16 protein-coding genes are annotated in these 23734 nt (G+C 68.2%); 8 read left to right on the top strand and 8 right to left on the bottom strand.

What is annotated here, in order from left to right:
- Positions 1–13 precede the first annotated feature (13 nt).
- The gene (locus GV792_RS15390; protein ID WP_163824788.1) at positions 14–841 is read right to left on the bottom strand and encodes an SDR family NAD(P)-dependent oxidoreductase; all 828 of its coding nucleotides are present in this window, start codon (positions 839–841) and stop codon (positions 14–16) included.
- Between the two features lie 37 nt (positions 842–878).
- Entirely contained in the window at positions 879–2447 is a 1569-nt protein-coding gene (locus GV792_RS15385) for a succinic semialdehyde dehydrogenase (RefSeq protein WP_163824787.1), read from the bottom strand.
- Between the two features lie 130 nt (positions 2448–2577).
- Between GV792_RS15385 and GV792_RS15380 the strand changes: the two genes are divergently transcribed.
- The 8 genes from GV792_RS15380 to GV792_RS15345 all read left to right on the top strand — a co-directional run bounded on the left by GV792_RS15380 (position 2578) and on the right by GV792_RS15345 (position 11962).
- Positions 2578–3261, top strand: a complete 684-nt coding sequence (locus GV792_RS15380; protein WP_163824786.1) for a TetR/AcrR family transcriptional regulator — start codon at positions 2578–2580, stop codon at positions 3259–3261.
- A gap of 367 nt (positions 3262–3628) precedes the next feature.
- Entirely contained in the window at positions 3629–4678 is a 1050-nt protein-coding gene (locus GV792_RS15375; protein WP_163824785.1) for a 3-oxoacyl-ACP synthase III family protein, read from the top strand.
- 2 nt (positions 4679–4680) lie between these two features.
- Positions 4681–5604 carry a hypothetical protein gene (locus tag GV792_RS15370; RefSeq protein ID WP_163824784.1) on the top strand — a complete coding sequence of 308 codons (924 nt, stop codon included), beginning with the start codon at positions 4681–4683 and terminating at the stop codon, positions 5602–5604.
- Entirely contained in the window at positions 5601–7280 is a 1680-nt protein-coding gene (locus tag GV792_RS15365; protein WP_163824783.1) for a fatty acid CoA ligase family protein, read from the top strand. The genes GV792_RS15370 and GV792_RS15365 overlap by 4 nt, the downstream gene beginning before the upstream one ends.
- Positions 7277–7564, top strand: a complete 288-nt coding sequence (locus tag GV792_RS15360; RefSeq protein ID WP_175583000.1) for a hypothetical protein — start codon at positions 7277–7279, stop codon at positions 7562–7564. The genes GV792_RS15365 and GV792_RS15360 overlap by 4 nt, the downstream gene beginning before the upstream one ends.
- The gene (locus tag GV792_RS15355) at positions 7561–8607 is read left to right on the top strand and encodes an NAD-dependent epimerase/dehydratase family protein (RefSeq protein WP_163824782.1); all 1047 of its coding nucleotides are present in this window, start codon (positions 7561–7563) and stop codon (positions 8605–8607) included. The genes GV792_RS15360 and GV792_RS15355 overlap by 4 nt, the downstream gene beginning before the upstream one ends.
- A gap of 35 nt (positions 8608–8642) precedes the next feature.
- Complete coding sequence (locus tag GV792_RS15350; protein WP_163824781.1) at positions 8643–9839, top strand: peptide synthetase; 1197 nt, start codon at positions 8643–8645, stop codon at positions 9837–9839.
- Positions 9836–11962: an MMPL family transporter gene (locus GV792_RS15345; RefSeq protein ID WP_163824780.1), complete on the top strand. Its 2127-nt coding sequence runs from the start codon at positions 9836–9838 to the stop codon at positions 11960–11962. The genes GV792_RS15350 and GV792_RS15345 overlap by 4 nt, the downstream gene beginning before the upstream one ends.
- Positions 11963–11977: 15 nt before the next feature.
- Here the strand turns inward: GV792_RS15345 and GV792_RS30335 are convergent, their stop codons facing one another.
- From GV792_RS30335 to recC, 6 genes are all read right to left on the bottom strand, one after another.
- The gene (locus tag GV792_RS30335; protein ID WP_375154464.1) at positions 11978–12475 is read right to left on the bottom strand and encodes an Rv3235 family protein; all 498 of its coding nucleotides are present in this window, start codon (positions 12473–12475) and stop codon (positions 11978–11980) included.
- Positions 12476–12680: 205 nt separating this feature from the next.
- A complete protein-coding gene (locus GV792_RS15340) occupies positions 12681–13595 on the bottom strand; it encodes an RNA polymerase sigma-70 factor (RefSeq protein ID WP_163824779.1) in 915 nt (304 codons plus the stop codon).
- Entirely contained in the window at positions 13592–14797 is a 1206-nt protein-coding gene (locus GV792_RS15335) for an NAD(P)/FAD-dependent oxidoreductase (protein ID WP_163824778.1), read from the bottom strand. The genes GV792_RS15340 and GV792_RS15335 overlap by 4 nt, the downstream gene beginning before the upstream one ends.
- Positions 14798–14896: 99 nt before the next feature.
- Positions 14897–16789, bottom strand: coding sequence for an exodeoxyribonuclease V subunit alpha (gene recD / locus GV792_RS15330; RefSeq protein WP_163824777.1), 1893 nt, complete (start codon positions 16787–16789; stop codon positions 14897–14899).
- On the bottom strand, positions 16786–20124 hold the full coding sequence (locus GV792_RS15325; protein WP_163824776.1) for a UvrD-helicase domain-containing protein: 3339 nt from the start codon (positions 20122–20124) through the stop codon (positions 16786–16788). The genes recD and GV792_RS15325 overlap by 4 nt, the downstream gene beginning before the upstream one ends.
- On the bottom strand, positions 20121–23579 hold the full coding sequence (recC, locus tag GV792_RS15320; RefSeq protein ID WP_163824775.1) for an exodeoxyribonuclease V subunit gamma: 3459 nt from the start codon (positions 23577–23579) through the stop codon (positions 20121–20123). The genes GV792_RS15325 and recC overlap by 4 nt, the downstream gene beginning before the upstream one ends.
- Positions 23580–23734: the final 155 nt, after the last annotated feature.

The raw sequence follows: 23734 nt of genomic DNA, 5'->3' as shown, positions 1-23734 counted from the left end.
GGGGCATGGGAACCTACTTGCGCCCGGTGAACTCGTCCATCGAGTGGTACACGCCAACCGCATTGAGGAACAGGTCGCGGACCTTGATCGGCAGCAGTCCCGACAGGGCCTTGTTCAGCCGTGAGGTCCACGGCAGGATGACCAGCGCCCCACCACTCTTCATCTCCTGCCAGGAGGTCTCCACGACCTCGTCCTGCTTCAGGATCGGGGTGAACAGGAAACCCTTGGCGCCGTCGAACATTCCGGTGTCGATATAGGTCGGGCAGACCGTGGTCACCTTGACGTGATCGTGGCCCGCCTGCTCGAGCTCGATGCGCACCGAATCCGACCAGCCCAGTGCCGCCCACTTGGATGCGGCGTACACGCTCATCCGGGGGTTCGACACCAGCCCGGCCGAGGAGGCGATGGTCAGTACGCGCGCCTCGCCGCTGCCCGCGACCATGGCGGGCAGGAATTCGAGGGTCACATACATCGGGGCCAGCGAGTTGATCGCCATGGTTTTGTCGATGTCGGCGCGGTCGGTGGTTTCCCAGAAGTAGGTGTTGCCGCGCACGATTCCGGCGTTGTTGATCAGGATGTCGATGTCGCCGACCTCGGTGCGCACGGCCGCCGCGGACTCAGCGATGGCCGCGGGGGCGGAAACGTCGACCACATAGTGGTGGACGGTGCCTCCGATGGCAGTCAGTTCGGCGGCGGTGTCCTTCAGCGCGGCCTCGTTGATATCCCACAGCACCACCGCCGCGGCGCCCTCGCGCACAGCACGTTCGGCGAACAGTTTGCCCAGGCCCATGGCGGCGCCGGTGACGAGGACCTTCTTGCCCGCGACCGTGTCCAGTTTCATCAATCCCATCCCTTGTTCGACGTGTGGTTGGTGCCGGTCACTTCTGGCGCAGTGTCTTCATGAGGCCGAAGTACAGCGTCATGGTCTTGGACCACAGCTCTTCCGACATCCCGGGCAGCGGTCCGATCGGCAGCACCCGCTGCACCGCGATCGTCTGGGTGTCGATGTATTTGAGGAGGCCTTCGGGGCCGTGCCTGCGGCCGGTGCCGGAGATGCCGAGACCGCCGGACGGCGCGTCGGCGCTGCCCCAGGCGGCGATGAAGCCTTCGTTGACATTGACCGAACCGGCATTGATCTGCGCGGCAACCGCACGTCCGCGTGCCGTGTCCTTGGTCCAGACGCTGGCGTTGAGCCCGTAGACGGTGTCATTGGCCTGTTCGACGGCTTCGTCGTCACTGCCGACGCGGTACACCGACACGACCGGGCCGAACGTTTCCTCGCGATACACCGTCATCCCCGGCGCCACATTCGCGAGCACCGTTGGTTCGTAGAAGTACGGACCGAGATCGGGACGATGCTGACCGCCTGCGAGCACCGTGGCGCCCTTGGCGACCGCGTCGTCGACGTGCGCGCGCACCGTATCGAGCTGACGCTGGAAGGTCAGCGAGCCCATATCGTTGCGGTAGTCGAGATCGGCGCCGAGCTTCAACGCCTCCACGTTGGCGACGAATTCACGCACGAACCGGTCGTAGACCGCGTCGTGGACGTAGATGCGCTCCATGGATTCACACAGCTGACCGGCCGAGGAGAAGCAGGCCCGCACAGCGGTCTTGGCGGCCACTGACACATCGGCGTCCGACAGCACCAGCAATGGATTCTTGCCGCCGAGTTCGAGCGAGCACCCGATGAGGCGTTCACCTGCCTGCTTGGCGATGGTGCGGCCGGTGGCGCTGGAGCCGGTGTAGTCGACGTAGTCGGCGCGGCCGATGACCTCACCACCGATGACCGAACCGCGACCGAGCACGATCTGCCACAGGTCGGCGGGCAGTCCGGCGCGTTCGGCGGCGTCCACGGCCCACAGTGCGGTCAGCGCGGTCTGGTTGTCGGGCCGGCCGACCACGGCGTTGCCGGCGACGAGGGCGGGCAGCGCGTCGGAGACGGCGAGCGCGAGCGGATAGTTCCACGGCGAGATGACCGCGACGACGCCCTTGGGCCGGTTGCGGACATCGATCTTGGTCAGCACCGGCAGCACACCGCGCGGCTTGCGGTTCGCCAGCAGTCTCTGCGCGACCGAGGCGTAGTAGCGGGAGTTGACGGCGACGTCGCCGACCTCGTCGAAGGCGTGCACACGCGACTTGCCGGTCTCGGTCTGCACGATGTCGAGGATCGTGTCCTGTTCCTTCAACACGATGTCGTGGAAGCGGCGCAGCACCGCGACCCGCTCCCGGATCGGGCGCGCCGCCCACGCCCGCTGCGCCTGGCGGGCGCGTGCGAAGGCGGCATCGATATCACCGGTCGAGGACTGCGGCAGGTCGGCGATCTTGTGGCCGGTCGCGGGGGCGAAGACCTCCACCGACGGCGCACCACCCGCGGCGGCACGGGCGAGCAGCGGTTTCACCAGCGCCGGGGACAGCGCTTCGGCGTCGGCGTGCCGGGCAGTCGTCATGATCGGCCTTCTCCTGGGTTCGGCGGATTAATTGAACACTAGTGTTAGATTAATATGCGTGACGAGCTCCGTGTCAAGCTCTCGGGTGTGCACGAGAGCCATGAACCGATCCGCGGTATGAAGGTCGGCCATGTCTGAGACCACCGCCGCGCGCCGCGGCAGGCCGCGCCAGACCAAGCAGCAAGCCGAAGAGGTTCGGGCACGGATTGTGCTGGCCACCGCCGAGGTGTTCAGCCGGACGGGGACGCGCGGACTGAGCGTCGCCCAGATCATCGAGCAGGCCGGACTGGCCCGGCCGACGTTCTATCGCTACTTCGCCAATGCCACCGAACCGCTACTGGTGATACTCGACGCCTCCAATGACGGCCTCGTCGACGGCATCCGCAACGCACTGACCGTCACCACCGAAGGTGTCGAGCTCGGCATCCGCCTCATCGATGCCTTCCTGGACTGGGCCCGCGGCCACGGCGTCATGCTCCGCCCGCTGTTCGCCGAACTCCACGATCCGGGATCCCCCGTCTCCGGTTACCGGGAACGCGCCCTCGACGACATCCGCGCCATCGTGCGGGAGAAGTTCACCGAGCTCGGCCGGCCGATCCCGTCTCCCCTGGATCTGGATGCCGCGCTACAGGTCTGCGAGTACGTCGTCTATCGCATCTCGGCCGGCGCCGAACCCGGTTCCGAACCGGCCCCGGAGACGGTCGCCGCGGCACGCATCACCATGATCCGCGTCGTCCTGGCAACCCTGGGCAATACCGACGATCTGACCTACGCGATGGAGCTACCCGGGATATTTCCAGCTGCGCCACAGTGATCGCGACACCTTCCCACGCAGGCCTGAACCCTTTCGCGCACAGTGAAGTCACTCACAGCGCGCCCTGAACCCGAGGACCGTCCACACCCCTCCAGGGCGTTAGCTGAACATTCGCCGGATGAGCGGGCGCGGCAAGTAAGGAACTGCAACGTTCCCTTCAGCAGGGCATCGAATCACCAGGGCACCATAGCCAATCGGTGACCGGTTTAGTGATACCACACGATACAGGCAATTCAATCCTTCGGCGTCGCAGGACAGTTCGCCAGTTCAGCGGATCACGGCGGTAGTTACCGTCGGGTAATGTCCGCGGCGTCGACCATCAGGAACGATCCCCCGAACGCATTCGTCATCGATTTCAGGAGCACACGTGCTGCATTCTCGATTCGAATCCATCGGCGCCTATCTGCCTTCGAACGTGGTAACCACCGATGAGGTGTTGTCCCAGTTGGCAATTCCGCCGTCATTCGACCTCGAACGGATCACGGGCGTCAAGGAACGCCGCGTCCGCGACACTCGCCCGGACAGTCATGAGGACTCGTTCACTCTCGCCGTCGCCGCCGCTACCGACTGTTTATCCAGGTCACGATATGCGGCCGCGGACATCGACGTCATCATCTCCACGTCGATCACCCGCAGCAAGAACGCAACTCGGATGTACATGGAGCCGTCGTTCGCATCATCGATCGGACGGGCGCTCGGCGCGACACAGGCGATCACCTTCGATATCTCGAATGCCTGCGCAGGAATGCTCACCGGCACATACATTCTCGATCGCATGATTCGTTCCGGTGCAGTACGCAATGGCCTCGTCGTCAGCGGTGAAGCCATTACACCCATTTCCGATACCGCCGTGAACGAGATCTCGGAAAAATACGATCTGCAATTCGCTTCGCTCACCGTCGGCGATTCCGGATGCGCGCTCGTGCTCGATCAGGCCGTCGACGACGCCGACAAGATCCACTACATCGAGATGATGACCGCGTCGGAGTACTCGCATCTGTGCCTCGGTATGCCAAGCGACAAGACCCAGGGCGTCGCGCTCTACACCGATAACCGCAAGATGCACAACGAGTCCCGGTTTCTGCTGTGGACCGACACCCAGCGCGATTTTCTCGCCGCCCGCGGGCGCTCCTTCGCCGACGAGGAATTCGACTACATCATCCACCACCAGTTCGGCGCGGCCGCGGTCCCGTACATGAACGCGATCGGTGAGCGGGAGTTCGGCACGCCGATGCCACCGGATCTCAATGTCATTCACAAGTACGGAAACACTTCCACCACATCGCATTTCATCGTGCTGCACGATCAGCTCGGCGATGCCGGCATTCCGGCCGGGTCGAAGGTCTTGATGATCCCGGCGGCCTCCGGGGTCGTCACCGGTTTCCTGTCCACCACTATCTCCTCCCTGAAGGTGTGATCATGGGCGTGCGTATCACCGCCACCGCAGTCAGCAGTGCCGACGACACCCGCAGCGTCGTCGAGAACAGCGGCCGCGCCGCACGGCACTGCCTGGAACGGGCCGGAGTTCGACCGGAACAGGTCGGCGTGCTGATCAACGCGGGCGTGTTCCGCGACTCCAATACAGTGGAGCCCGCGGTCTCCGCATTGATCCAGAAGGCCGCGGGCATCGGACTCGAGTACGGTGTGGACGATCCGCGGACGTTCTCCTTCGATCTGATGAACGGCGCGGTCGGCGTGCTCGACGCCGTCCGGGTCGGGTCGGCGATCCTGGAGACCGGCGGCGCGAGCCATGTGCTGATCGTCTCCGGCGACACCCACCCCTCGCTGACCCGGACCGCCGCCACCGAGGATTTCCCGTACGCGAGCTCGGGTGCGGCCCTACTCCTCGAATCCACCGACGGCACCGAAGGTTTCGGCCGGGTGCACAGCCTCAGCGGCGCCGGCGGACCCGCGATCGAGGCGTACGTCGACACCGCGACCATGGGTACTGCGGGTCGTAGCCTGATGACGGTAGTTCGCGAGCCGGATGCCGAGCAGCGGTTGCTGGCCCTCGCCACCGAGGCGGCGCTTGCCGCGCTGGCCGACTCCGGCCATGCCGATCTGACCAGGACCGCGCTCATCGCCTCCACACCGAGCGCGGCGTTCCCCGCCCGGCTGGCCGAATCGCTCGGTATCGCCGCCGAATCCGTTTTGCTGCCCGATCTCACCGACGGCGACCCACACACCGCGTCCCTGACCCAGGCCTACGACCTGGCCGCCGCACGCGACGGCCTGAGCGAGCACACACACGTACTGTTCGTCGCCGCAGGCGCGGGCCCCTCGGCGGCGGCGGTGCTGTACCGGCTGCCCTCCCGCGCGGGCACCGCCGGAGTCGCCGCGTGAGGACGGCGACCTACTGGCAGGCGATCGACCGGTTCCGGGCGGTCGCGCAGGCCGACCCGGACCGTGACGCGGTCATCTTCCCCGCGCACGTCCCCGAGGCCGGAACACCGGAATACCGGGCACTGTCCTACCGCGACCTGGACCGCTGGTCCGACACGATTGCCGAGCGCCTGACCGCACGCGGGGTCACCGCGGGAACCCGCACGATCGTGCTGGTGCTGCCCAGCCCCGAGCTGTACGCAATCATGCTCGGGCTGCTGAAGATCGGCGCGGTGCCGGTGGTCATCGATCCCGGCATGGGCTTGCGGAGGATGGTGCACTGCCTACGCGCGGTGCAGGCCGAAGCGTTCATCGGGATACCACAGGCGCATGCGGTCCGAATGCTGTTCCGGCGCAGCTTCCGGCGCGTGCGCACCAGCGTCACCGTCGGCAGGAGGTGGGGCTGGGGTGGGGACAGCCTCGCCGACTGGGGTAGCGAGCCGGGTGGCGTCCAACCGGATCGCACACCGGCCGACCCGGGCGAGGTGCTGCTGATCGCCTTCACCACCGGAAGTACCGGTCCGGCCAAGGCGGTCGAACTCACCCACGGCAATCTGGCGGCAATGGTCGACCAGGTGCACGCCGCGCGCGACGGCATCGCGCCGGACACCTCGCTGATCACGCTGCCGCTGGTCGGAATCCTCGATCTACTGCTCGGCGCGCGCTGTGTGCTGCCGCCGCTCATCCCGAGCAAGGTCGGTTCCACCGATCCGGCGCATGTGGTCGATGCGATCAACCGATTCGGAGTGCGCACCATGTTCGCCTCCCCCGCAGTGCTGATTCCGCTGCTACGCGAGCTACGCCGGCGACCGACCCAACTGCCGACCTTGGACAGCGTGTTCTCCGGTGGTGCGCCGGTGCCGCACTGGTGCATCGCCGGGCTGCGCGAAGTCCTCCACGCCGAGGCCAGGGTTTATGCCGGGTACGGCTCGACCGAAGCCCTCCCCATGTCGACTATCGAATCGCGGGACCTGCTGGACGGACTCGTCGAGCGGACCCGGCGAGGCGACGGCATCTGCCTCGGGCGGCCATCGGAAGGGATCGAGGCCCGCATCGTCGCCATCACCGACGATCCACTGCCGACCTGGGACGATGTCGAGCAGCGTGGGGTCGAACAGAGTTCCTCGCGCGGGATCGGTGAACTCGTGGTTGCCGGTCCGAACGTCAGCACCCGGTACTACTGGCCGGACAAGGCCAATGCCGCCGGGAAGATCGCCGAAGGCCCGCGGATCTGGCATCGCACCGGTGACCTGGCCTGGATCGATGAGCTGGGCCGAATCTGGTTCTGCGGGCGAAAGAGTCAGCGGGTGGTAACCGCCTCCGGCCCGATGTTCACCGTTCAGGTGGAGCAGATGTTCAATTCCGTGGCGGGTGTGGCCCGCACCGCGCTGGTCGGTGTGGGTGAGGCCGGAGCGCAGCGTCCGGTGCTGTGTGTGGAGCCGGAACCCGGTGCGGATACCGCCACCGTGGTGTCGGCGCTGCGGGCCGACGCCGCGCGCTCAGAACTCACCGCCGCGGTCGACGACTTCCTGATCCACCCGTCGTTTCCGGTGGATATCCGGCACAACGCCAAAATCGGCCGGGAGAAGCTCGCGGTGTGGTCGGCGAAACAGTTGCGCGGGAGCTGGGCACGATGAGGACGACGGCATTGCGGGCGATTCCGATCGCCGGCTGGTTGTACCTGGTGGCGGGGTTGGTTGCGGCGGCCGCGGGCCGGGCACCGGACAATCGGGCGCTGCGCGCACTGTGGTGGATCGATGCGTTCCTGAGCACCGTGGTGCACGCGGCCCAGATTCCCGTTGCCCTGCGCGCCGCGCGGCACACCGGACGGTCGAGCACCGAAATCGCGGTGATGACACAGATTTTCGGGCTCACTTGGTGGCGCACGCTGGATGAACACGATCGAGAGGAAGCACGATGAAAGTTCTGGTGACCGGTGCTTCCGGCTTCCTCGGCGGCGCGCTGGTCCGGCGTCTGGTGCGCGACGGCGGCCATGAGGTCTCGATTCTCGTGCGCCGTACCAGCAGCCTCGGCGATCTCGACGGTCTCGACGGCGTACGGGTGTTAACCGGCGACCTGACCGACGAGGCATCGTTGCGTCGCGCCACCGAGGGTGTCGACGTGGTGTTCCACAGTGCGGCGCGAGTGGATGAGCGTGGCACGCGCAGGCAGTTCTGGGCCGAAAACGTCCGTGCGACCGAGGTGTTGCTGGAATCGGCTCGGCGGCACGGGGTCTCACGCTTCGTGTTCGTTTCCAGCCCGAGCGCTTTGATGGACCTGGACGGCGGCGATCAGCTGGATGTCGACGAGTCGCTGCCGTATCCACGGCGCTACCTGAACCTGTACTCGCAGACCAAAGCGGCCGCCGAACGGGCGGTGCTGGCCGCTGACGCACCCGGATTCCGCACGTGTGCATTGCGGCCGCGCGCGATATGGGGTGCCGGGGATCGCTCCGGCCCCATCGTGCGACTGCTCGACCGCACCGCGGCGGGAGCTCTGCCGGACCTGTCGTTCGGCCGATCCGTCTACGCATCCCTGTGCCACGTGGACAATATCGTCGACGCCTGCGTGAAGGCCGCCACCGTCGACGGTGACGCGGTAGGCGGTAAGGCGTACTTCATCGCCGATGGTGAACGCACCGATGTCTGGCGTTTCCTCGCCGCTGTCGCCACCGACCTCGGCTATTCGCCGCCGAGCCGCACCCCGAATCCGCGGGTGGTGCGCGCGGCGGTCGCGGTGATCGAGACGATATGGCTGCTCCCGCCGGTGGCGACCCGCTGGTCACCACCGCTGTCGAGGTATGTGGTCGCGTTGCTCACCCGGTCGGCCACCTATGACACCACCGCGGCCGCCCGTGATCTCGGCTACCACCCGGTTGTCGATCGGGACACCGGCCTCGCGTCGTTCATCTCGTGGCTCACCGCCAACGGCGGCGTCACCGAACTCACCCGAACGCTGCGCTAGCTGCGCGCACCGACCCACCGATCAGCGAGGTAGATATGGCTGCCGGCACCGTATTCCGCCGGATCTCCCCCACCGAGCGCATGTACTTCCCGATGCGTGATCTGGCTCCGCCGTTCCTGATGCAGCTCGTGTTCCCCGGCGAGGGCACAGTCGATCCGGAGCGGCTGCGGCAGGCTATCGATGTCGCGTCGGCAGCCTGCCCGGGGTCTCGGCTGGTGCGCCGCGGCCGCGACTGGGTCGACAGCGGTGTGCCCGCCGCGGTGCGGGTCGTCGACGATTGGACGATCGACTACGCCGCGCTCGACGGTGATCGGGTGCTGCACACTCCGATCGGGCCGACATCCGAGGTGACCTGTGAGGTACTGCTGCTGACCACACGGCCGGTCACGCTGATCTTCCGGGCCTTCCACGGGGTCATGGACGGCATGGGTCTGGTGACGTGGGCGCTGGCCGTACTGGCGGCCCTGCGCGGGCAGGAACCGGAACCCATGCCGGACCCGGTCGCCGACCAGGAGCTGGTGCGTCGCGTCGGCGCACCGGGAAAGCCCACCATGATGCTGCCGAAGTATCGGACAGCCGTCGGCCACGGACGCCAGACTCGACGCGAACCACGGCATCTCCTACGGCGCCGTACGATCGCGGCGAGCGGACCGGGTGCGGTCGCGCGGGTCGCGGCGCTGCTGGCCGAACAGACCACGGGCACGTCACGGATCATGATGCCGGTCGATCTTCGCCGACACGATCCGCGGCTTCGTTCCACCGGAAACCTCGCTCTCCCTTTGTTCTTCGACATCACCGCCGGTACGACGTCGAGCGAGGTCAACGCGCTGAAGCGGTCGGGCCTGGAGCAGCGGCGCGAGCTGAATCAGATGGACAACAGCGGGCTCGCCGAAATCCCCCAGCCCGCCGGCCGCGCATTGCTGCGCACCCTCAACTGGCTCGGCGCCAGATTCGGCCGAAATCTGGCCTCGGCGACGGTGTCGCATATGGGCCGGTTCGACCTGGACGAACTCGCCACTCCCGAGTTCCGGCCGACCTCGGTGCTGATCCTGCCGCAGCACAGTGTCGCGATGCCGCTGCTGTTCGGACTGATGGAATCCGGTGGGCACACCGAATTGACGGTCTCGGCCCGCAACGGACGCGGTGTCGCCGAGCGCCTTGACGCGCTGCTGGACCGGATCGTCGCCACGCTGGAGTCGGACCCGGCCACCCACCACGAGAGCGTGCGATGACGACGTGGGCGCGTTTCGTCGTCAATCGTCCGCGCACGGTCCTCGCGGTCGTCATCGGGTTGATGCTGTTGGGCGCGGCGTACGGCGCGAGCGCGGCCGAGAAGGTCGGAGCAGCCGGATTCACCGATCCCGCTAGCGAATCCAGTCAGGTGGACGCGCTGGTCCGGGCACACATCGGTCCGACCACAGCCGATATCGTCGCCGTCTACACCGCGCCGGACGGCGAGACACTCGACGCGATCGGTCCACAGATCAGCGCCACGATCGACCGCATCGATCCGGCCCTGCTGGAGCGGCCCATCGAGACCTACTGGAACAGCGCACCGCCGCGCACCCAGTTCCTGCGCTCGGCCGATGGCAGGCAGGCGCTGGCCGTGGTCTATCTGGCAGGCGACGAGAACCAGCGCATCACCGCATTCGGTGAGGTCGAGGCGGATCTGCGCGTTCCCGGGATCCACACCCGGCTGGCCGGTTACAGCGCGCTGGCCGACGAGATCACCACCCGATCGCAGCACGATCTGATCCTCGCCGAATCCATCTCCATCCCGGTCACACTGCTCATCCTGGTGCTGGTGTTCGGCGGACTCGCCGCCGCATCGTTGCCGGTGCTGGTCGGTGCGCTGGCGGTGGGCGGATCACTGGCCGCGATCCGGGCCCTCACCGAGTTCACCGAGGTCACCACCTTCGCGGTGAATATCGCCTCACTGATCGGGCTCGGTATGGCGATCGACTACGGCCTGTTCCTGGTCACCCGATTCCGCGAGGAAATCGCCGGCGGCCACAGGGTGCCCACCGCCATCGAACGGACCTGCGCTACGGCGGGCCGTACCGTCATGTTCTCGGCGGCGCTGCTGATCTGCGCCTTCGCCGGAACGTTCGTCTTCCCGCAGCCGGTGCTCAAATCCCTCGGCTTCGGCGCGATCGCGGCCGTCGCCCTGGCCGCTGCGCTGTCGTTGACGGTACTGCCCGCGATGCTCGCACTGTTCGGTGCGCGCATCGGTGCATCGCGGGAACGGGGACACACCGAGCGGTTCTGGGGCCGGATCGTCGACGCGGTACTGCTCAGGCCAAGAATCGTCGCGGTCATGGTGACGGCGATGCTGTTGTTGCTGGCAACACCGCTGTTGGGGGTCCGACTCGGCGATATCGACCATCGGGCGCTGCCGGCAGACAATCCGATGCGCACCGCGGTCGACGAGCTGACCGAGCGTTTCCCGGCGGCGAACAGCGGTGTGACTGCCGTCCTGCGCGGTCCAGGGGGTGCGCCGCCGGACGCAGCGGCGGTCGCCACGGTGGTGCGCAATCTCGGCGCCGTACCCGGTGTCGGTCCGGTGTTCCAGGTCGGGCGCGCAGTGGATGTCGTCGTCGTGCACGCGATGCTCGACAGCGCGGACCGCAGCGATGACGCCATCGCCGCGGTCGCAGCCGTACGAGCGCTCGAGCCACCGGCCGGGACCGAACTGCGCATCGGTGGTGACACCGCGGCCACTGTGGACAGCGTCGATTCGATCACCGCCGCCATGCCGTGGATGATCGCGGTCATGGTCGCGGCGACTCTGCTGCTGCTGAGTGTGGCCTTCCGGTCGATAGCGCTGCCGATGAAGGCGGTCGCCATGGCCTTCGTGAGCCTTGCCGCGACCTTCGGCATCCTGACCTGGATCTTCCACGACGGTCACCTCGCCGGGATGCTCGGCGTGACACCGGGACCGCTCGCCGCGGGCATGGTGGTGCTGATCATCGCGGTGGTATTCGGGCTGTCCACCGACTACGAGGTATTTCTGCTGTCGCGGATGGTCGAAGCCCATCACGCCGGCGCGGATACCGCCGCATCGGTGCGCACCGGCACGCTGCGGACCGCGCGGGTGATCACCGCCGCCGCCGTGCTGCTCATCGTCGTCACCGGCGCGTTCACCCTGTCCCCGCTCACACCGATGCGGTTCCTCGGAATCGGCATGATCCTCGCCCTCATCATCGACGCGACACTGGTACGGATGTTGCTCGTGCCCGCGCTCGTTCAGCTGATGGGGCCACTCAATTGGTGGACACCGTGGTCGGGGCGGGGCGCCGAGTCCGACCGGGAGGCTCCGCAGGCTCGGGATCGGATCTCCAGCGGGAGCATGTGATCCGGAGCACAACGACTAGGCCACTCGTATGGCGGTCAGTCTCCATCCGTACCGCCGGGTGTGCGTGATCTGAGCAGCCAGGGCGAAATTCCTTGGGCCGCGCCGGTATCGGGCGCAGACCTCGACGGCGGGCCCATCGGCCATCGCAATCTTGACCCGCACCGGAACCGCGAGCCCCAGCGGACGACCCGGCAGGTCACCGGTGGCGAGGGTACGAATCCGAGCGTCCACGTCGGGACTCGTGAAAGCTCTCAGCTGGGTGATCGGACGGCGGCGGTCGAGAATTTCCAGAACAGCGCGAACCGCCTGTTCGGCGAAGGTTTGTGCGGCGGCGGGCGTTCGGCTTGCCGACGGCGTGAGGTGGACGGGTTGGCGAGGATGCCGTGTCGCACGATGATTCCCGCACCCCGTGACCGCAGGACTTCCGTCGCGCCGTGACCTGATCGTCCGACCGCACACGCGCGTCGGCACCGCACTCGTCGAAGCCGCCGACCGCACCTGATCTTCAGCCATGCACCATCCCCCTGATTCGTATCGGCCACTGGAATCGCTGTGTGCGACACGGCGCATCGCACGCGCCGATTCTGCTGTCGCGCAATGCCACTGCCACGAGTAGCGCACTACCCGATCCGGGACTTGCCCGGTCGGACCGATTCGAGTGGCGGGTGCGGCCCGCCGCCGAGTGCCCGACCTCGGGGCAGGCGTCGAGTCGTGTCCGTCAGCGGTCTCCGAGGTGGTGCACCGCGCCCTCGACGATCGCGTGCAGCTTGTCCGGGTTGGCGACATTGTGGATGGCGACGATGCGCCCCTCGGGGTCGAGGGTGAGGCTGATGGTGGCGATGACACGGTCCGGTCCGCGGAACAGCAGGCCGGCGGCACCATTGATCTCGACCAGTTCGACTCGCATGTCCGCCGGTTCGACGCCCTGGTAGGCGCGGTCGCCGAGCCCGGCGAACCAGGCCGCGACGGTCTCGGCGCCGATCACCGGGCGCATGGCCTGGCGGACTTTGCCGCCACCGTCGGTCCACAGCGTCACGTCCGGGGCCAGCAGGTCCATGAGGGTGTTGATATCGCCGCCTGCGGCCGCCGCGACGAACCGCGTGGTGACATCGCGCTGCTTGGTCCGGTCCGCGCTGAACCGCGGCCGCCGTGCCTGGACGTGGCCGCGGGCGCGATGCGCGGCCTGACGCACGGCGTCCTCGGAACGGTCGACGGCGGAGGCGATCTCGCCGTAGCTGAAATCGAAGACTTCCTTCAGCACGAACACCGCCCGCTCGATCGGGCTCAGCGTCTCGAGCACCACCAGCATCGCCATGGACACCGATTCCGCACCGGTGACATCGTCGACGATGTCACCGCTGGTCAGGATGGGTTCGGGCAACCACGGGCCGACGTAGGTTTCGCGTTGGTGGCGTGTGGAGCGCAGCCGGTCCATGGCCAGATTCGACACGATCCGCGCGAGGTAGTTCTTGACGTCGGTCACGCCTGTCCGGTCGGCGGCCGACCATTTCAACCAGGCGTCCTGTACCGCGTCCTCGGCATCGGCAGCCGTGCCGAGGATGCGGTAGGCGACGGCGAACAGCAGGTTGCGGTACTCGTCGAACACCTGCTGACCGTCATCGGGCGAGGTCATAGGGCACCGGCCCGACGGGTGTAGCGGCCGCCGGTTGGCCAGATGGCGCCCGATCCAGGGAATCGGGTCATGCGGAGGAAGGTAGGCCACGGCGCGGCGTTCACTGTTTCCTTGTACCAGGTCGCGCGGTTTCCGGTCAGGTACCAGTGGCGGGGCGAGCCATCCGGCTTGGTGAACTGGACCACCGCATCGTTACGGCCGACGCTGACCGGCGTGTGGTAGTAGCCGAATCGGAAAGACTTGGGCTGCTTGCCTTTCAGTTCGCGGTGCAGCGATACCGCCGCGTGCACGCCGGTCGGCATACCGCTTTGGCAGGTGCCGTGCATGAGGCCGTAGCCCTGCTCGATGGCGGCCGCGTCACCGATGGCGTACACGTTCGGGTGCGAGATCGAGCGCAGCGAGGGATCGGTGATGATGCGGCCGAGCTCGTCGACGGCCAGTCCCGCCGCGGCCGCCAGTGGTACCGCGCGAACGCCGCTGGTCCAGAGCACAGCGTCGGTGGCAATGCTCTCGCCGTCGGCCAGCTCGACCGAATCCGCCAGCACCTTCACCACGTCGACACCGCTGCGCACCTCGACTCCCAGCCGGTCCAGTGCGGCCCGAAGGTAAGCACCGGGTTTGGCGGCCATGCTCGCTCCGGGTTCGTCACGACCGAGCAGCAGGACCCGCAGTTGTGGGTGGCGTTCGGCGATCTCCGCGGCCGACTCGATGCCCGTGAGACCGGCGCCGCCGACCACCACCGTTCCGGACCCGAGCCGGTCGAGGTGGACGGCCAGGCCCGCCGCGTCGGCGACGCTGTCGAGGGTGAAAGCGTGCTCGTCGGCGCCGGGCACACGGCCGGTGTCGGCCACACCGCCAAGGGCGTAGACCAGCTTGTCGTACTGCAGCAACCGCTGATCGTCGAGCCGTACCGTGTTCGCCTCCGGATCGATCTCACGCACCCGGCCACGAATGAACCCGACCCCGATGCTGTCGAGCAGTTCCGGGATATCGAAGTCGGCGAGTTGCTGCCCGGTGGCCGTCTGGTGCAGCCGCAGCCGCTCCACGAAGCGTTCCCCAGCGTTCACCACGGTCACCCGCACATCGTCGCGCCGCTTCACCCGGGCACCCAGGTTCACCGCCGCCGACATCCCCGCGTATCCGGCGCCGAGGATCAGAACCTCGTGCTCGGTCACCATGTCCGTCTCCTTGTTTTCGCGCATCGTCGCGTCCTTTCTCGTATGCGGCCGATGCACCCCAGACGTAAGTTGGCGGGCCGATCGTGACATCCGTTCGAGTGATGCGCATCACATAGCGGCGATTCAGTCCGCCCGGTGGCTCAACCCACTGGCCCGCAGCACCCGGCGGGCGGTGGCGGCGCGGATGGCGGCGTCGGTACCGATGATGCGGACGTGGCCGCGGGCGCGGGTGATGGCGGTGTAGAGCAGTTCACGGGTGAGCAGGGTGGATTCGGGTTCGGGCAGGACGATGGTGACCGCGTCGTACTGACTGCCCTGGCTGCGATGGATCGTCATCGCGAAAACCGTTACTACGGAAGGGAACTGGGTGGGGTGCACCAGGTACGGCTCACTGCCGCGCTGTAGGGCGGCACGCAGTGACCCGTCGGGTTGCCGGACCATTACGCCGGTATCGCCGTTATAGATGCGCGCCTCGTGATCGTTGGCGGTGACCAGCAGCGGCTGGCCCGGATACCAGGTGGCCTGCCCGGACTCGGGGCCCGCACCCGCGGCGGCGGCCCAGTCGGCCGCCATGCGGTCCCAGCGCTCCACACCGAACGGCCCCTGGCGGTGCGCGCACAACAGACGATGCGATTCCAGGGCGGTGAGCGCGGTGGCCGCGTCACCTGCGAGGGCGGCATCGGTGACGCGGCGGGCTGCCTCGACCACGTCGGCGCGGACCGCGGCGGTGTCGTCGGGTGCCGACAACGACAGTGCGTCGCCACCAGCGCGCAACAGGTCCAGCGCGGTATCGGCGTCGCCCGCCCGGACCGCGACGGCCAGATCGGCGATCCGTCCGCCGAATCGGCGACCACGGGTCAGCCGGACGATGCCGCCGCGCAAACGTGCCTGTTCGAGCGTGCTCAGCGCCTCGGGATGCGGTGGTCCGCCCGCATCGGACCCGGCGATCTGCTCCAACACCGGGTTCGGTGTGCCGACCACCGGGCCCGCGACCAAGTCGGCGAGGACGGCGCCCGCGTCGACCGAGGCGAGCTGATCCGGGTCACCGACCAGTACCAGCCGGGTGTCCGGGCGCATCGCCGACATCAGCCTGCTCATCATCGTCAGCGACACCATGGAGGTCTCGTCGACCACGATCACGTCGTAGGGCAGCCGATTGAACTCGTGATACCGAAAGCGGGTACCGCGGCCGCGCTGCCAGCCGAGCAGCCGGTGCAATGTGGACGCGCTCAGTTCGGGCAGGCCGAGTTCACCGGCTTGATCGCGCACCGCCTCCTGTAGCCGCGCAGCCGCTTTCCCTGTCGGTGCGGCGAGCGCGATTCGCAGTGCGGGCGCCTTCGGGTTGGCGCGCTGATGTGCGTCCAGTAGTGCGATTATGCGAGCGATGGTGTGCGTTTTACCGGTGCCGGGGCCACCGGCGACGACCGTCGTCCAGTGGGTCGCGGCGAGGGCGGCGGCCAGGCGCTGACGGTCGGGCACCCCCTGCACCGATTCCACCCCCGACTCGGCGAACAGCCGATCGAGTTCGCGGCGCACCACGTCCGGGTCGACCACCGGATGCCGGTCGGCACGCTCGGTCAGCACTCGCCGGATGACCTGTTCCTGCTGAAAGTAGCGATCCAGATAGAGCAGCGGCCCGCCCTGCCTTCGCTCCTCGACGAGCCGCAGCGGCCGCAACGGCCCGGCCGCACCGCCGAGCACCAGCGGACTGGCTCGTAGCGCCGCCAGTACACCCTCGAACTCCGGCCATGGCAGTTGCGCCGGATCGATACTGGTGTCCCAGGTTTCGTCGGCGTCGATGCCGATCTCGCGCATCCGGGCCAGCTCGAGACATACCGAACCCGACCGCACCGCACGCACCGCCAGGGCGGCGGCGAACAGCGCGAGCTCGGATTCCTCACGGCCGAGCCGACCCAACCGCACCGCGACGTGCACATCGGCAGCCGACAGCACACCTGCCTCGTTGAACGCCCGCAACAAGCCCGTCCCGCGCTGGGCGATCTGAATGGAGGTCATTGCCCATCTCCTGCCAGCAGGTCCGACAGCGCGATCACCAGGGCCGCGGGCGGTGCCCAATCGAGGACGCCCCGGCCGGCGGGTGTCCGCGGACCGATCATGCCGCGCACGAAAAGGTAGGCGGCACCACCGAGATGACGCTCCGGGTCGTATCCGGGCAGCCGCCAGCGCAGATATCGATGCAGCGCAACGGAATACAAGAGCGCCTGCAACGGGTAGTGCGAGCGCATCATCTCCGCGACCATGCGGTCGCGGGTGTAGTGCTCGACGGTGAGGTCTCCGGTGCCGAGCCGGTTGGTTTTGTAGTCGACGATGACGAAACGTCCGTCGGGTGCTCGCAGCACCGCGTCGATACTGCCGGTCAGGTATCCACGCAGTGGGTTGTCCTCCAGCGCGTCCAGATGGTCGGCGTAGGGATGGAAGTCGTCGGTGGCAGGCAGGTGTGCGCGCAGCAGCGCGGCGATACCCCGCAGGGTCGCGGTGTGGGCGCTCGCTGTGTCGCCACCGGCAAGAGGTAGTTCGAATTCGAGCTCGCACAGGCGATCCCGGCTCGGGATATCGGCGAGGGTGCCGTAGGGCGACGGCGTGCGTAGCACCGCGAGCAGCGCCGTCGCCAGCAGCGCCGGATCGGCATCGGCGAGCATGTCCTCGATCGCCTCCCTGCATCGCACGCCGACCTCGGCAGCCAAGTCCGCGGCGTCGGTGTCGATGTGCTCGAACACGCTGTGCACCAGGGTGCCGAATTCGGCGCCGTAGGGCAGTTCGTTCATCAGCGACGGCGCACCGGATTCCGGTTCGTTGACGGCGAGCGGCGTGCCTACGGGCTCGTCGTCGGGGCCGCGACCATCCTCCGGTTCGCTGTCCTGCGGTGCGGCGTGCGCGGCGGCGGTCAGCGCCGAATAGGACGTCCGCCGCCATTGATGATCGAGGACGCGATCGAAGCTCGCCACCGCGAGTTCTCCGGTCACCGTCTCGACCCGCACGCGACGTGGCTGCACCGCCTGTTCACCGTCGACGATGTGCAGCGCCACCGCCGTCCCCGCAGACCTCGCCCAGGCCAACAGCCGCTCCACGACAACAGAATCAGCAGGAACGGGCACCCGGTTCGCCACGTCCTCCCCACCAGGGGTGCGGCCGAGCAGCATACGATGCAGCGGGGCGTGGTCGGTGGTGTACGCAGGCGCCCACCAAGCCACCACCTGACACATGGCCCTGGTCAGGGCCACATACAGCAGCCGAAGCTCCTCCCCCGCCTCCTCGGCCTCGGCGCGGCGTTTGCGATCGGCGTAACCGGGGGCGTCGGGGCCGCCGACATCGAGGACACGGGCGCCATCGTCGTGGAACAGCAGCGTTGCCGCCTTCGGATTGCGCGCGCTGTCCCAGGCGAACGGCAGATATACCACCGGAAACTCCAGGCCCTTACTGGCGTGCACGGTCGCGATCTGCACCGCCGCGGCGTCGCGATCCAGCCTGCGGCTGCGGTCGGTGACCGCGCCAGAGGCGGGATCGCGCACCCGGTCGGCCAGCCAGCGGGTGAGCGCTGTCAGCCCGTACCCCTCGTTGAGCGCGACCTGGTCGAGGAGTTGGGCGATATGACGAAGGTCGGTGAGTCGGCGTTCGCCGTTCTCGATCCCGAGCAACCGCGGTGCCAGCTCCGTCTCGGCGGACAGCTTCTCGAACACGGCCGCGAAACCGGCCCGCGCGAACAGCCGGGCGGCGTCACGCAGCTGTGCGCTGATGCGACCGACCAGATCCGCTCCGCCGCTATCGATCTCGGTTGCTGTCACGCCGAGCAGCGGCGTGCACGCGGCCAGACGCACCCGATCACCACGATGGGGTTGTTCGAGAGCACGCAGCACCCACAACCAGTCGGTGGCGCTTTCGGTGGCGAACACGCTGGTACCACCGGCAAGTACTGAGGCGACCCCGACACGATCGAGTGCCGCACGGACGACGTCGATCTGTGAGCGGGTGCGGACGAGAACCGCGATATCGCCGGGATCGATGGTCCTGTTCCCGTCACCGTTGCCGCCGGTGCCATTCGTCTCGGCGATCAGCATCCCGGATTCGAGCAGCCCGACGATATCGGCGGCGAGATCATCGGCGACCCTGACCCGCATCCGCCCCACCGTCGGGAAACCGCTCTTGTTCAACGGTCCCGCTCCGGTGCGCGGCAGGCACCGCAGACGCAACGGGGTCACCAGCTCCTGCGGCCCCGACAGCCGCGACCACGGCCGAGTCGGTGCCACCGGGTACACCGTGATGGCCTCATGGCCGAGCGCCGCACCACCCATCACCTGGTCGATCGCCGCAAGCAGTCCGGCGTCGCTGCGCCAGTTCACGGTGAGTTCCCTGCGGGTCTCGGCATGGGCGGCGGCGTCCAGATAGCTCAGTACCTCCGCGCCGCGGAAGGCGTAGATGGCTTGTTTCGGGTCGCCGACCAGCACCATGGTGGTGTGGCCGTGGAAGGCCAGGCGCAGGATGTCCCATTGCAGCGGGTCGGTGTCCTGGAATTCGTCCACCAGCGCGACCCGGAATCGGTCCCGGATACGTGCACAGGCGCGCGGACCGTGTTCCGGATCGGTCAGCACGTCGTGCAGCAGCACCAGCAGGTCGTCGAAATCACGAATCGCCGAGAGACGCTTGCGGCGTTCGGTTTCGGCGCGCACGGCCACACCGAAGCCGACGCGTTCGCCGGCCCGGTCGTCGGTGTCGGGCACCAACCGCGCCTGCCGGTCCCGCACCGCCGCAAGCGCGAGGGCGTGCGCCTCCTTGATGGAGAACGGCGGTTCGGTGCGCGCGTAGCGATGCAGGTACAGGTCGTCGGCCACGGTCGCCACCAGTTCGTCGACGTTCTCGACCAGTCGCGAACGCTGATCGTGTTCGCCGGCGATGCCGAGCTCGTCGAGCATGCGCTGGCAGAAGCTGTGGGTGGTGGCGATCGCGCCCGCGTCGAAATCCGATAGCGCCGCAAGCAATCGGGCCCGCCGCCGCCACACCTCGTCGGGATCGGCGTCGGCCAGATGCCGGATCAACTCGTCGGAGTCGACGCACGCGGCCTCCGGATCGGCCAATGCTGCGGCCACGGTGACGAACCGGCTCCTGGTGCGTTCGCGCAGTTCCTGGGTGGCCGCGCGACTGAAGGTAACCAGCAGCAACTGCGAGATGTCGATGCCAGCCTCGGCCACATACCGCACGGCGAGCCCGACGATCGCGTACGTTTTGCCCGTCCCGGCACTGGCTTCGAGCACGGTGGTTCCGGTGGGGAGTGCACCGACCGGATCGAAGGCGGTGTCCAACGGCGGCGGTGTCAGCGGTGTGGTGTGTGCGGTCATGGCTTGGCCTGCTCCTCCGCCCGCAGCAGTGGAACCCACAGCCGCCGCGACAATGCGCCGAAGCGGGTGCTCTCGCCCGGCTCGCCGGGTGGTGCGGGCGCGGCGATCAGATCGTCGATGCGGGGCGCCGGTCCCCAGATGTAGCGCAGATGGCGGTCGGTGTGCTCACCGTACTTGTCCGGACCATTGGCGCCGCCGTTGAATTCGCGTTCGGCGGCGGCCACGCCCTCCTCCATCGTGCCGCCGCGGAAACGACGTTCGGCATAGGCGGCGGTGGCTGCGGTCGCGATCGGCAGGGGTTCGGCGAGCCCGGTATCACGCAGGGCGACCAGCTCGCGCAGGATCGCCAGCGCCTCCGGTGCGGAGGGCGCGGTGAGCTCCGAACGCCATGCGGGACGGCGGAATTGACCGCGACCGATGGTCACCGCACGCCACGGTCGGTCCTGCGTTGCCGCCAGCGCCAGCAACGGCACCCAGGCCGTGATCCGATGTTTGGGCGCAAGCCGCGAATAGGTGGTGCGAACGAGTGCGTCGCCACGCACCTCCGGCACCGTCCCGGTGAGCCGGCGCCCACCACCGAGGTCGACCACGATATCGACCGCACGCGCAGCGATCTCGTACTCGGGCAGGGCGATCCGTACCAGTGTGTCGACGGTGTGCTCGACCTCCTGGAGGACCGCGCCGCCCAATCCGAACGGCGGCAGCGTGCCACGCCGCCACTCGGCCGCCCGCAACCCCGCCGCCTCGGCACCGTTGAGCCGAGCGGCGAGCATACGTTCGCCGAGATCCCATTTCGCCAGACCGTCCAGCTCGATGGGAAGCCGGTCGGCGATATCATCCTCCTGATCGGGCACGCGCACACCCAGCCGCTGCCACAGGAACGCGCGCACCGGATGTTCGGCGAACGACATCAATTCGGCCAGGCCGACATCCACCGGATCCGCGGCCGGCAGCGGCGCGGGCAGGAACAGCGGACGTGGTTGCGGCGGGCTCCCGGCGGCACGGGCGCCCGCAAGGGCCACGGTATCGAAGCTGAACGGCCGCTCCGCGCGGAAGTTGCGGCGGTCGAACGACTGCAATGGATGCCGCGTCACCACCTCGCCCATACCCGCGGAACCCACATGTGCGCGCAAGACATCCAGCAGTTCCGCCACCGGAATGGCGGGCGGGCGATGTGACCCGGAGATCGGGTCGGAGCCGGTGTGCAGCAGCACCAGACGCTCACCCGCGGCCATGATCGCGTCGAGCAGCAGTTGACGGTCCTCTGCCCGATGGTCCCGCTCGCCGAGCAATGGGTTGCGGGCCAGCACGTCGTCTCCGTCGACGGCACCGGCACGCGGAAAGACGTCATCATCGAGGCCGAGCAGCACCACCACCCGGTGCGGCACCGACCGCATCGGAACCATGGTGCACACCGTCAGCTCGCCGGTACGGAAGTTGGCCCGGGTCGGGCGCGCCGCCAACCGTCCGGCGAGTAATACCGCGACATCGGCCAGCCGCAGCGGGACGCCGTCGGCGAAGGCGGTGGCCGCGGCGAGCTCGCGGCGCGCCTCGGTACGGATCCAGGCCTGCGACTCCGGCACATCGGTGAGCAGCTCGAGGGCACGCGACAGCACCGCAGCCCAGTCCGAGGCCGGACGCGGCCCGCGCAGATCACGCAGCGCGACGGCCAGCCGGTCGATGAACTCCGCGAACCGGCCTGCCAGGTCGACATCGTTGCTGTCGACATCGTCGAGCGGCAGTGCCAGGTCGAGCCAGTCCTCGGAGGTCTCGCCCGCGGTCACGCCGAGCAGAATTCGGTCGACCGCGGTGTTGAGGGTGTTCTGCGCGAAATCGGCCAGACCGAACGCTTGCCGCTGCCGCTGTCCGATCCCCCAGCGCGCACCGGTCTCGGCGGCCCACTCGCGCAGCCGCTCGATGTCGTCGTCATCGAAACCGCAACGGCGGCGAACGGTTTCGGAAGCAGCCAGGTCCAGGACCTGGGTGACGGTGACGCGCCCGTCGGCCAGGTCGAGCAGCACCGAGATCACTCCGAGGAGCGGGTTGGTGACCGCACGCCCCCGGTCGGCCAGCCGCACCCGCAACCGATGCGCAGGATGGCCGGGTCCACCCGAATCCCCCACTGCCTCGATCGCTCCCGGAACACGCTGCCCGAACGCCGCACGCACCAGCGGAGCGTATGCCTCGACCTCCGGGCACATGATCAGCACATCGCGCGGCTCGAGCGTTGGATCGTCGGCGAACATCGCGAGCAGGCAATCGCGCAGCACCTCCACCTGCCGGGACGGGCCGTGGCACGCGTGAATGTGGACGCTGGAGTCTGCTTCGCCCGTGACAGCGGGCCACTGGTCGTCGCGGATGCCTCCCTGCAGCGCTTGCAACAGAGTCGGCCGCCCCGACCGGTGCGGACGACGAACAGCGTCGGCACGACCGGCGCTATCGGCACCAACGGCAACGTCGCGATGATCGGGTGTGTCGGCGTTGCCGGCGGCACCGAGACGGTCACCGGTCGCCTCCTCGGCCGAACCGTGATGCCGATCGGTCGCGGCCACGGGCAGCCGCTGCTGCAATTCCCGCACATCGCGACCCAAACCGGCAAGCAAGGGATGCGCGACGGCGGCCGCAGTCCGGTCCTCGGCTCGGGTGAGCGAGGACGGAAGTCTCTCCAACGCCGCCCACATCGCCGGACTCGGATGGGTCAGCCACAGGTGAATGTCGCGATGCTCGGCGAGCGCCGAGACCACCGCCAGCTGGTCGGCGGGCAACCTGGTCGGCCCGAACAGCGATACCCGAGCGGGCAGCTGCACGCTTCCCGGCTCGGTCCGCAGTTGCTCGCACGCGGGTCCGAGGCGCTCCGCTGGGCTCGGTGTGCCGATCTCGGCTCGCAATTGCCGCCACAGCGCAACCTGCCATCGCAGGTCGTCCGGCACCGGCTGTCCGGCACCGTCGGCATCGGCGCCCGCCACCCAGTCCGCGATGAGCTGCGGGCGCTGCCCGCCGTAGCTGTCGAACAGCGTCGCCAGATGCGCGGCGGTGGCGTAGCGGCGGCCGGCGCGGTGGCTCGATTCGCCATCACGCACTCCCAGGTGCCTGGCCAGTACCGCACACCACGGCTGCGCCAGCGATGTGTCGATCACCCGCATCAAGGTCCACACCACCCGATCGTGCGCCCACGGATCGTTCGCGGGCGCGATCCCACCCGCCGCGGCCAGCGCCTCGGCCACCAGCGCACCGGGCGAGGGGAATGCGATATTGGCGGCGACCCCGTCTCCGCCGGAAGGCGCCGATACCCCGAGAACACCTGAAAGCCGCTGTGTCAGCCACCGTTCCACGCCCTTGGCGGGGACCGCGACGACCTCGGTGGCGAACGGGTCGGGCAGTGGGTCCGACAGCAGCGCGGCCAGCGCGTCGGCCAGCACGTCGGCGCGTTCGCCGCGGTGGATGTGCAGCGGCATACGCGCCCTCTCGTTCGATGCGGTCCGCCTCGGCGTGCCCGGCCACACACCACCGGCCTCGGGTCGAGCACCTCGGCGCTTCGTGCACCCGTTATACGCCCAGCGACCGACGCGCAACCGCAGCGGCCCGCCACACCCCGCGTGACATAGGCCAC

Source organism: Nocardia cyriacigeorgica (assembly GCF_010868145.1).
In the GTDB taxonomy this organism is placed as follows: Bacteria; Actinomycetota; Actinomycetes; order Mycobacteriales; family Mycobacteriaceae; genus Nocardia; species Nocardia cyriacigeorgica_D.
This window is presented reverse-complemented; position numbering and strand designations above follow the sequence as displayed.

Excerpts from the sequence above, each read along its gene's own strand:
- GV792_RS15390 (WP_163824788.1), bottom strand. The coding sequence starts at position 841 with ATGAAACTGGACACGGTCGCGGGCAAGAAGGTCCTCGTCACCGGCGCC.
- GV792_RS15385 (WP_163824787.1), bottom strand. The coding sequence starts at position 2,447 with ATGACGACTGCCCGGCACGCCGACGCCGAAGCGCTGTCCCCGGCGCTG.
- GV792_RS15380 (WP_163824786.1), top strand. The coding sequence starts at position 2,578 with ATGTCTGAGACCACCGCCGCGCGCCGCGGCAGGCCGCGCCAGACCAAG.
- GV792_RS15370 (WP_163824784.1), top strand. The coding sequence starts at position 4,681 with ATGGGCGTGCGTATCACCGCCACCGCAGTCAGCAGTGCCGACGACACC.
- GV792_RS15360 (WP_175583000.1), top strand. The coding sequence starts at position 7,277 with ATGAGGACGACGGCATTGCGGGCGATTCCGATCGCCGGCTGGTTGTAC.
- GV792_RS15355 (WP_163824782.1), top strand. The coding sequence starts at position 7,561 with ATGAAAGTTCTGGTGACCGGTGCTTCCGGCTTCCTCGGCGGCGCGCTG.
- GV792_RS15350 (WP_163824781.1), top strand. The coding sequence starts at position 8,643 with ATGGCTGCCGGCACCGTATTCCGCCGGATCTCCCCCACCGAGCGCATG.
- GV792_RS15345 (WP_163824780.1), top strand. The coding sequence starts at position 9,836 with ATGACGACGTGGGCGCGTTTCGTCGTCAATCGTCCGCGCACGGTCCTC.
- GV792_RS30335 (WP_375154464.1), bottom strand. The coding sequence starts at position 12,475 with ATGGCTGAAGATCAGGTGCGGTCGGCGGCTTCGACGAGTGCGGTGCCG.
- GV792_RS15340 (WP_163824779.1), bottom strand. The coding sequence starts at position 13,595 with ATGACCTCGCCCGATGACGGTCAGCAGGTGTTCGACGAGTACCGCAAC.
- GV792_RS15335 (WP_163824778.1), bottom strand. The coding sequence starts at position 14,797 with ATGCGCGAAAACAAGGAGACGGACATGGTGACCGAGCACGAGGTTCTG.
- recD (WP_163824777.1), bottom strand. The coding sequence starts at position 16,789 with ATGACCTCCATTCAGATCGCCCAGCGCGGGACGGGCTTGTTGCGGGCG.
- GV792_RS15325 (WP_163824776.1), bottom strand. The coding sequence starts at position 20,124 with ATGACCGCACACACCACACCGCTGACACCGCCGCCGTTGGACACCGCC.
- recC (WP_163824775.1), bottom strand. The coding sequence starts at position 23,579 with ATGCCGCTGCACATCCACCGCGGCGAACGCGCCGACGTGCTGGCCGAC.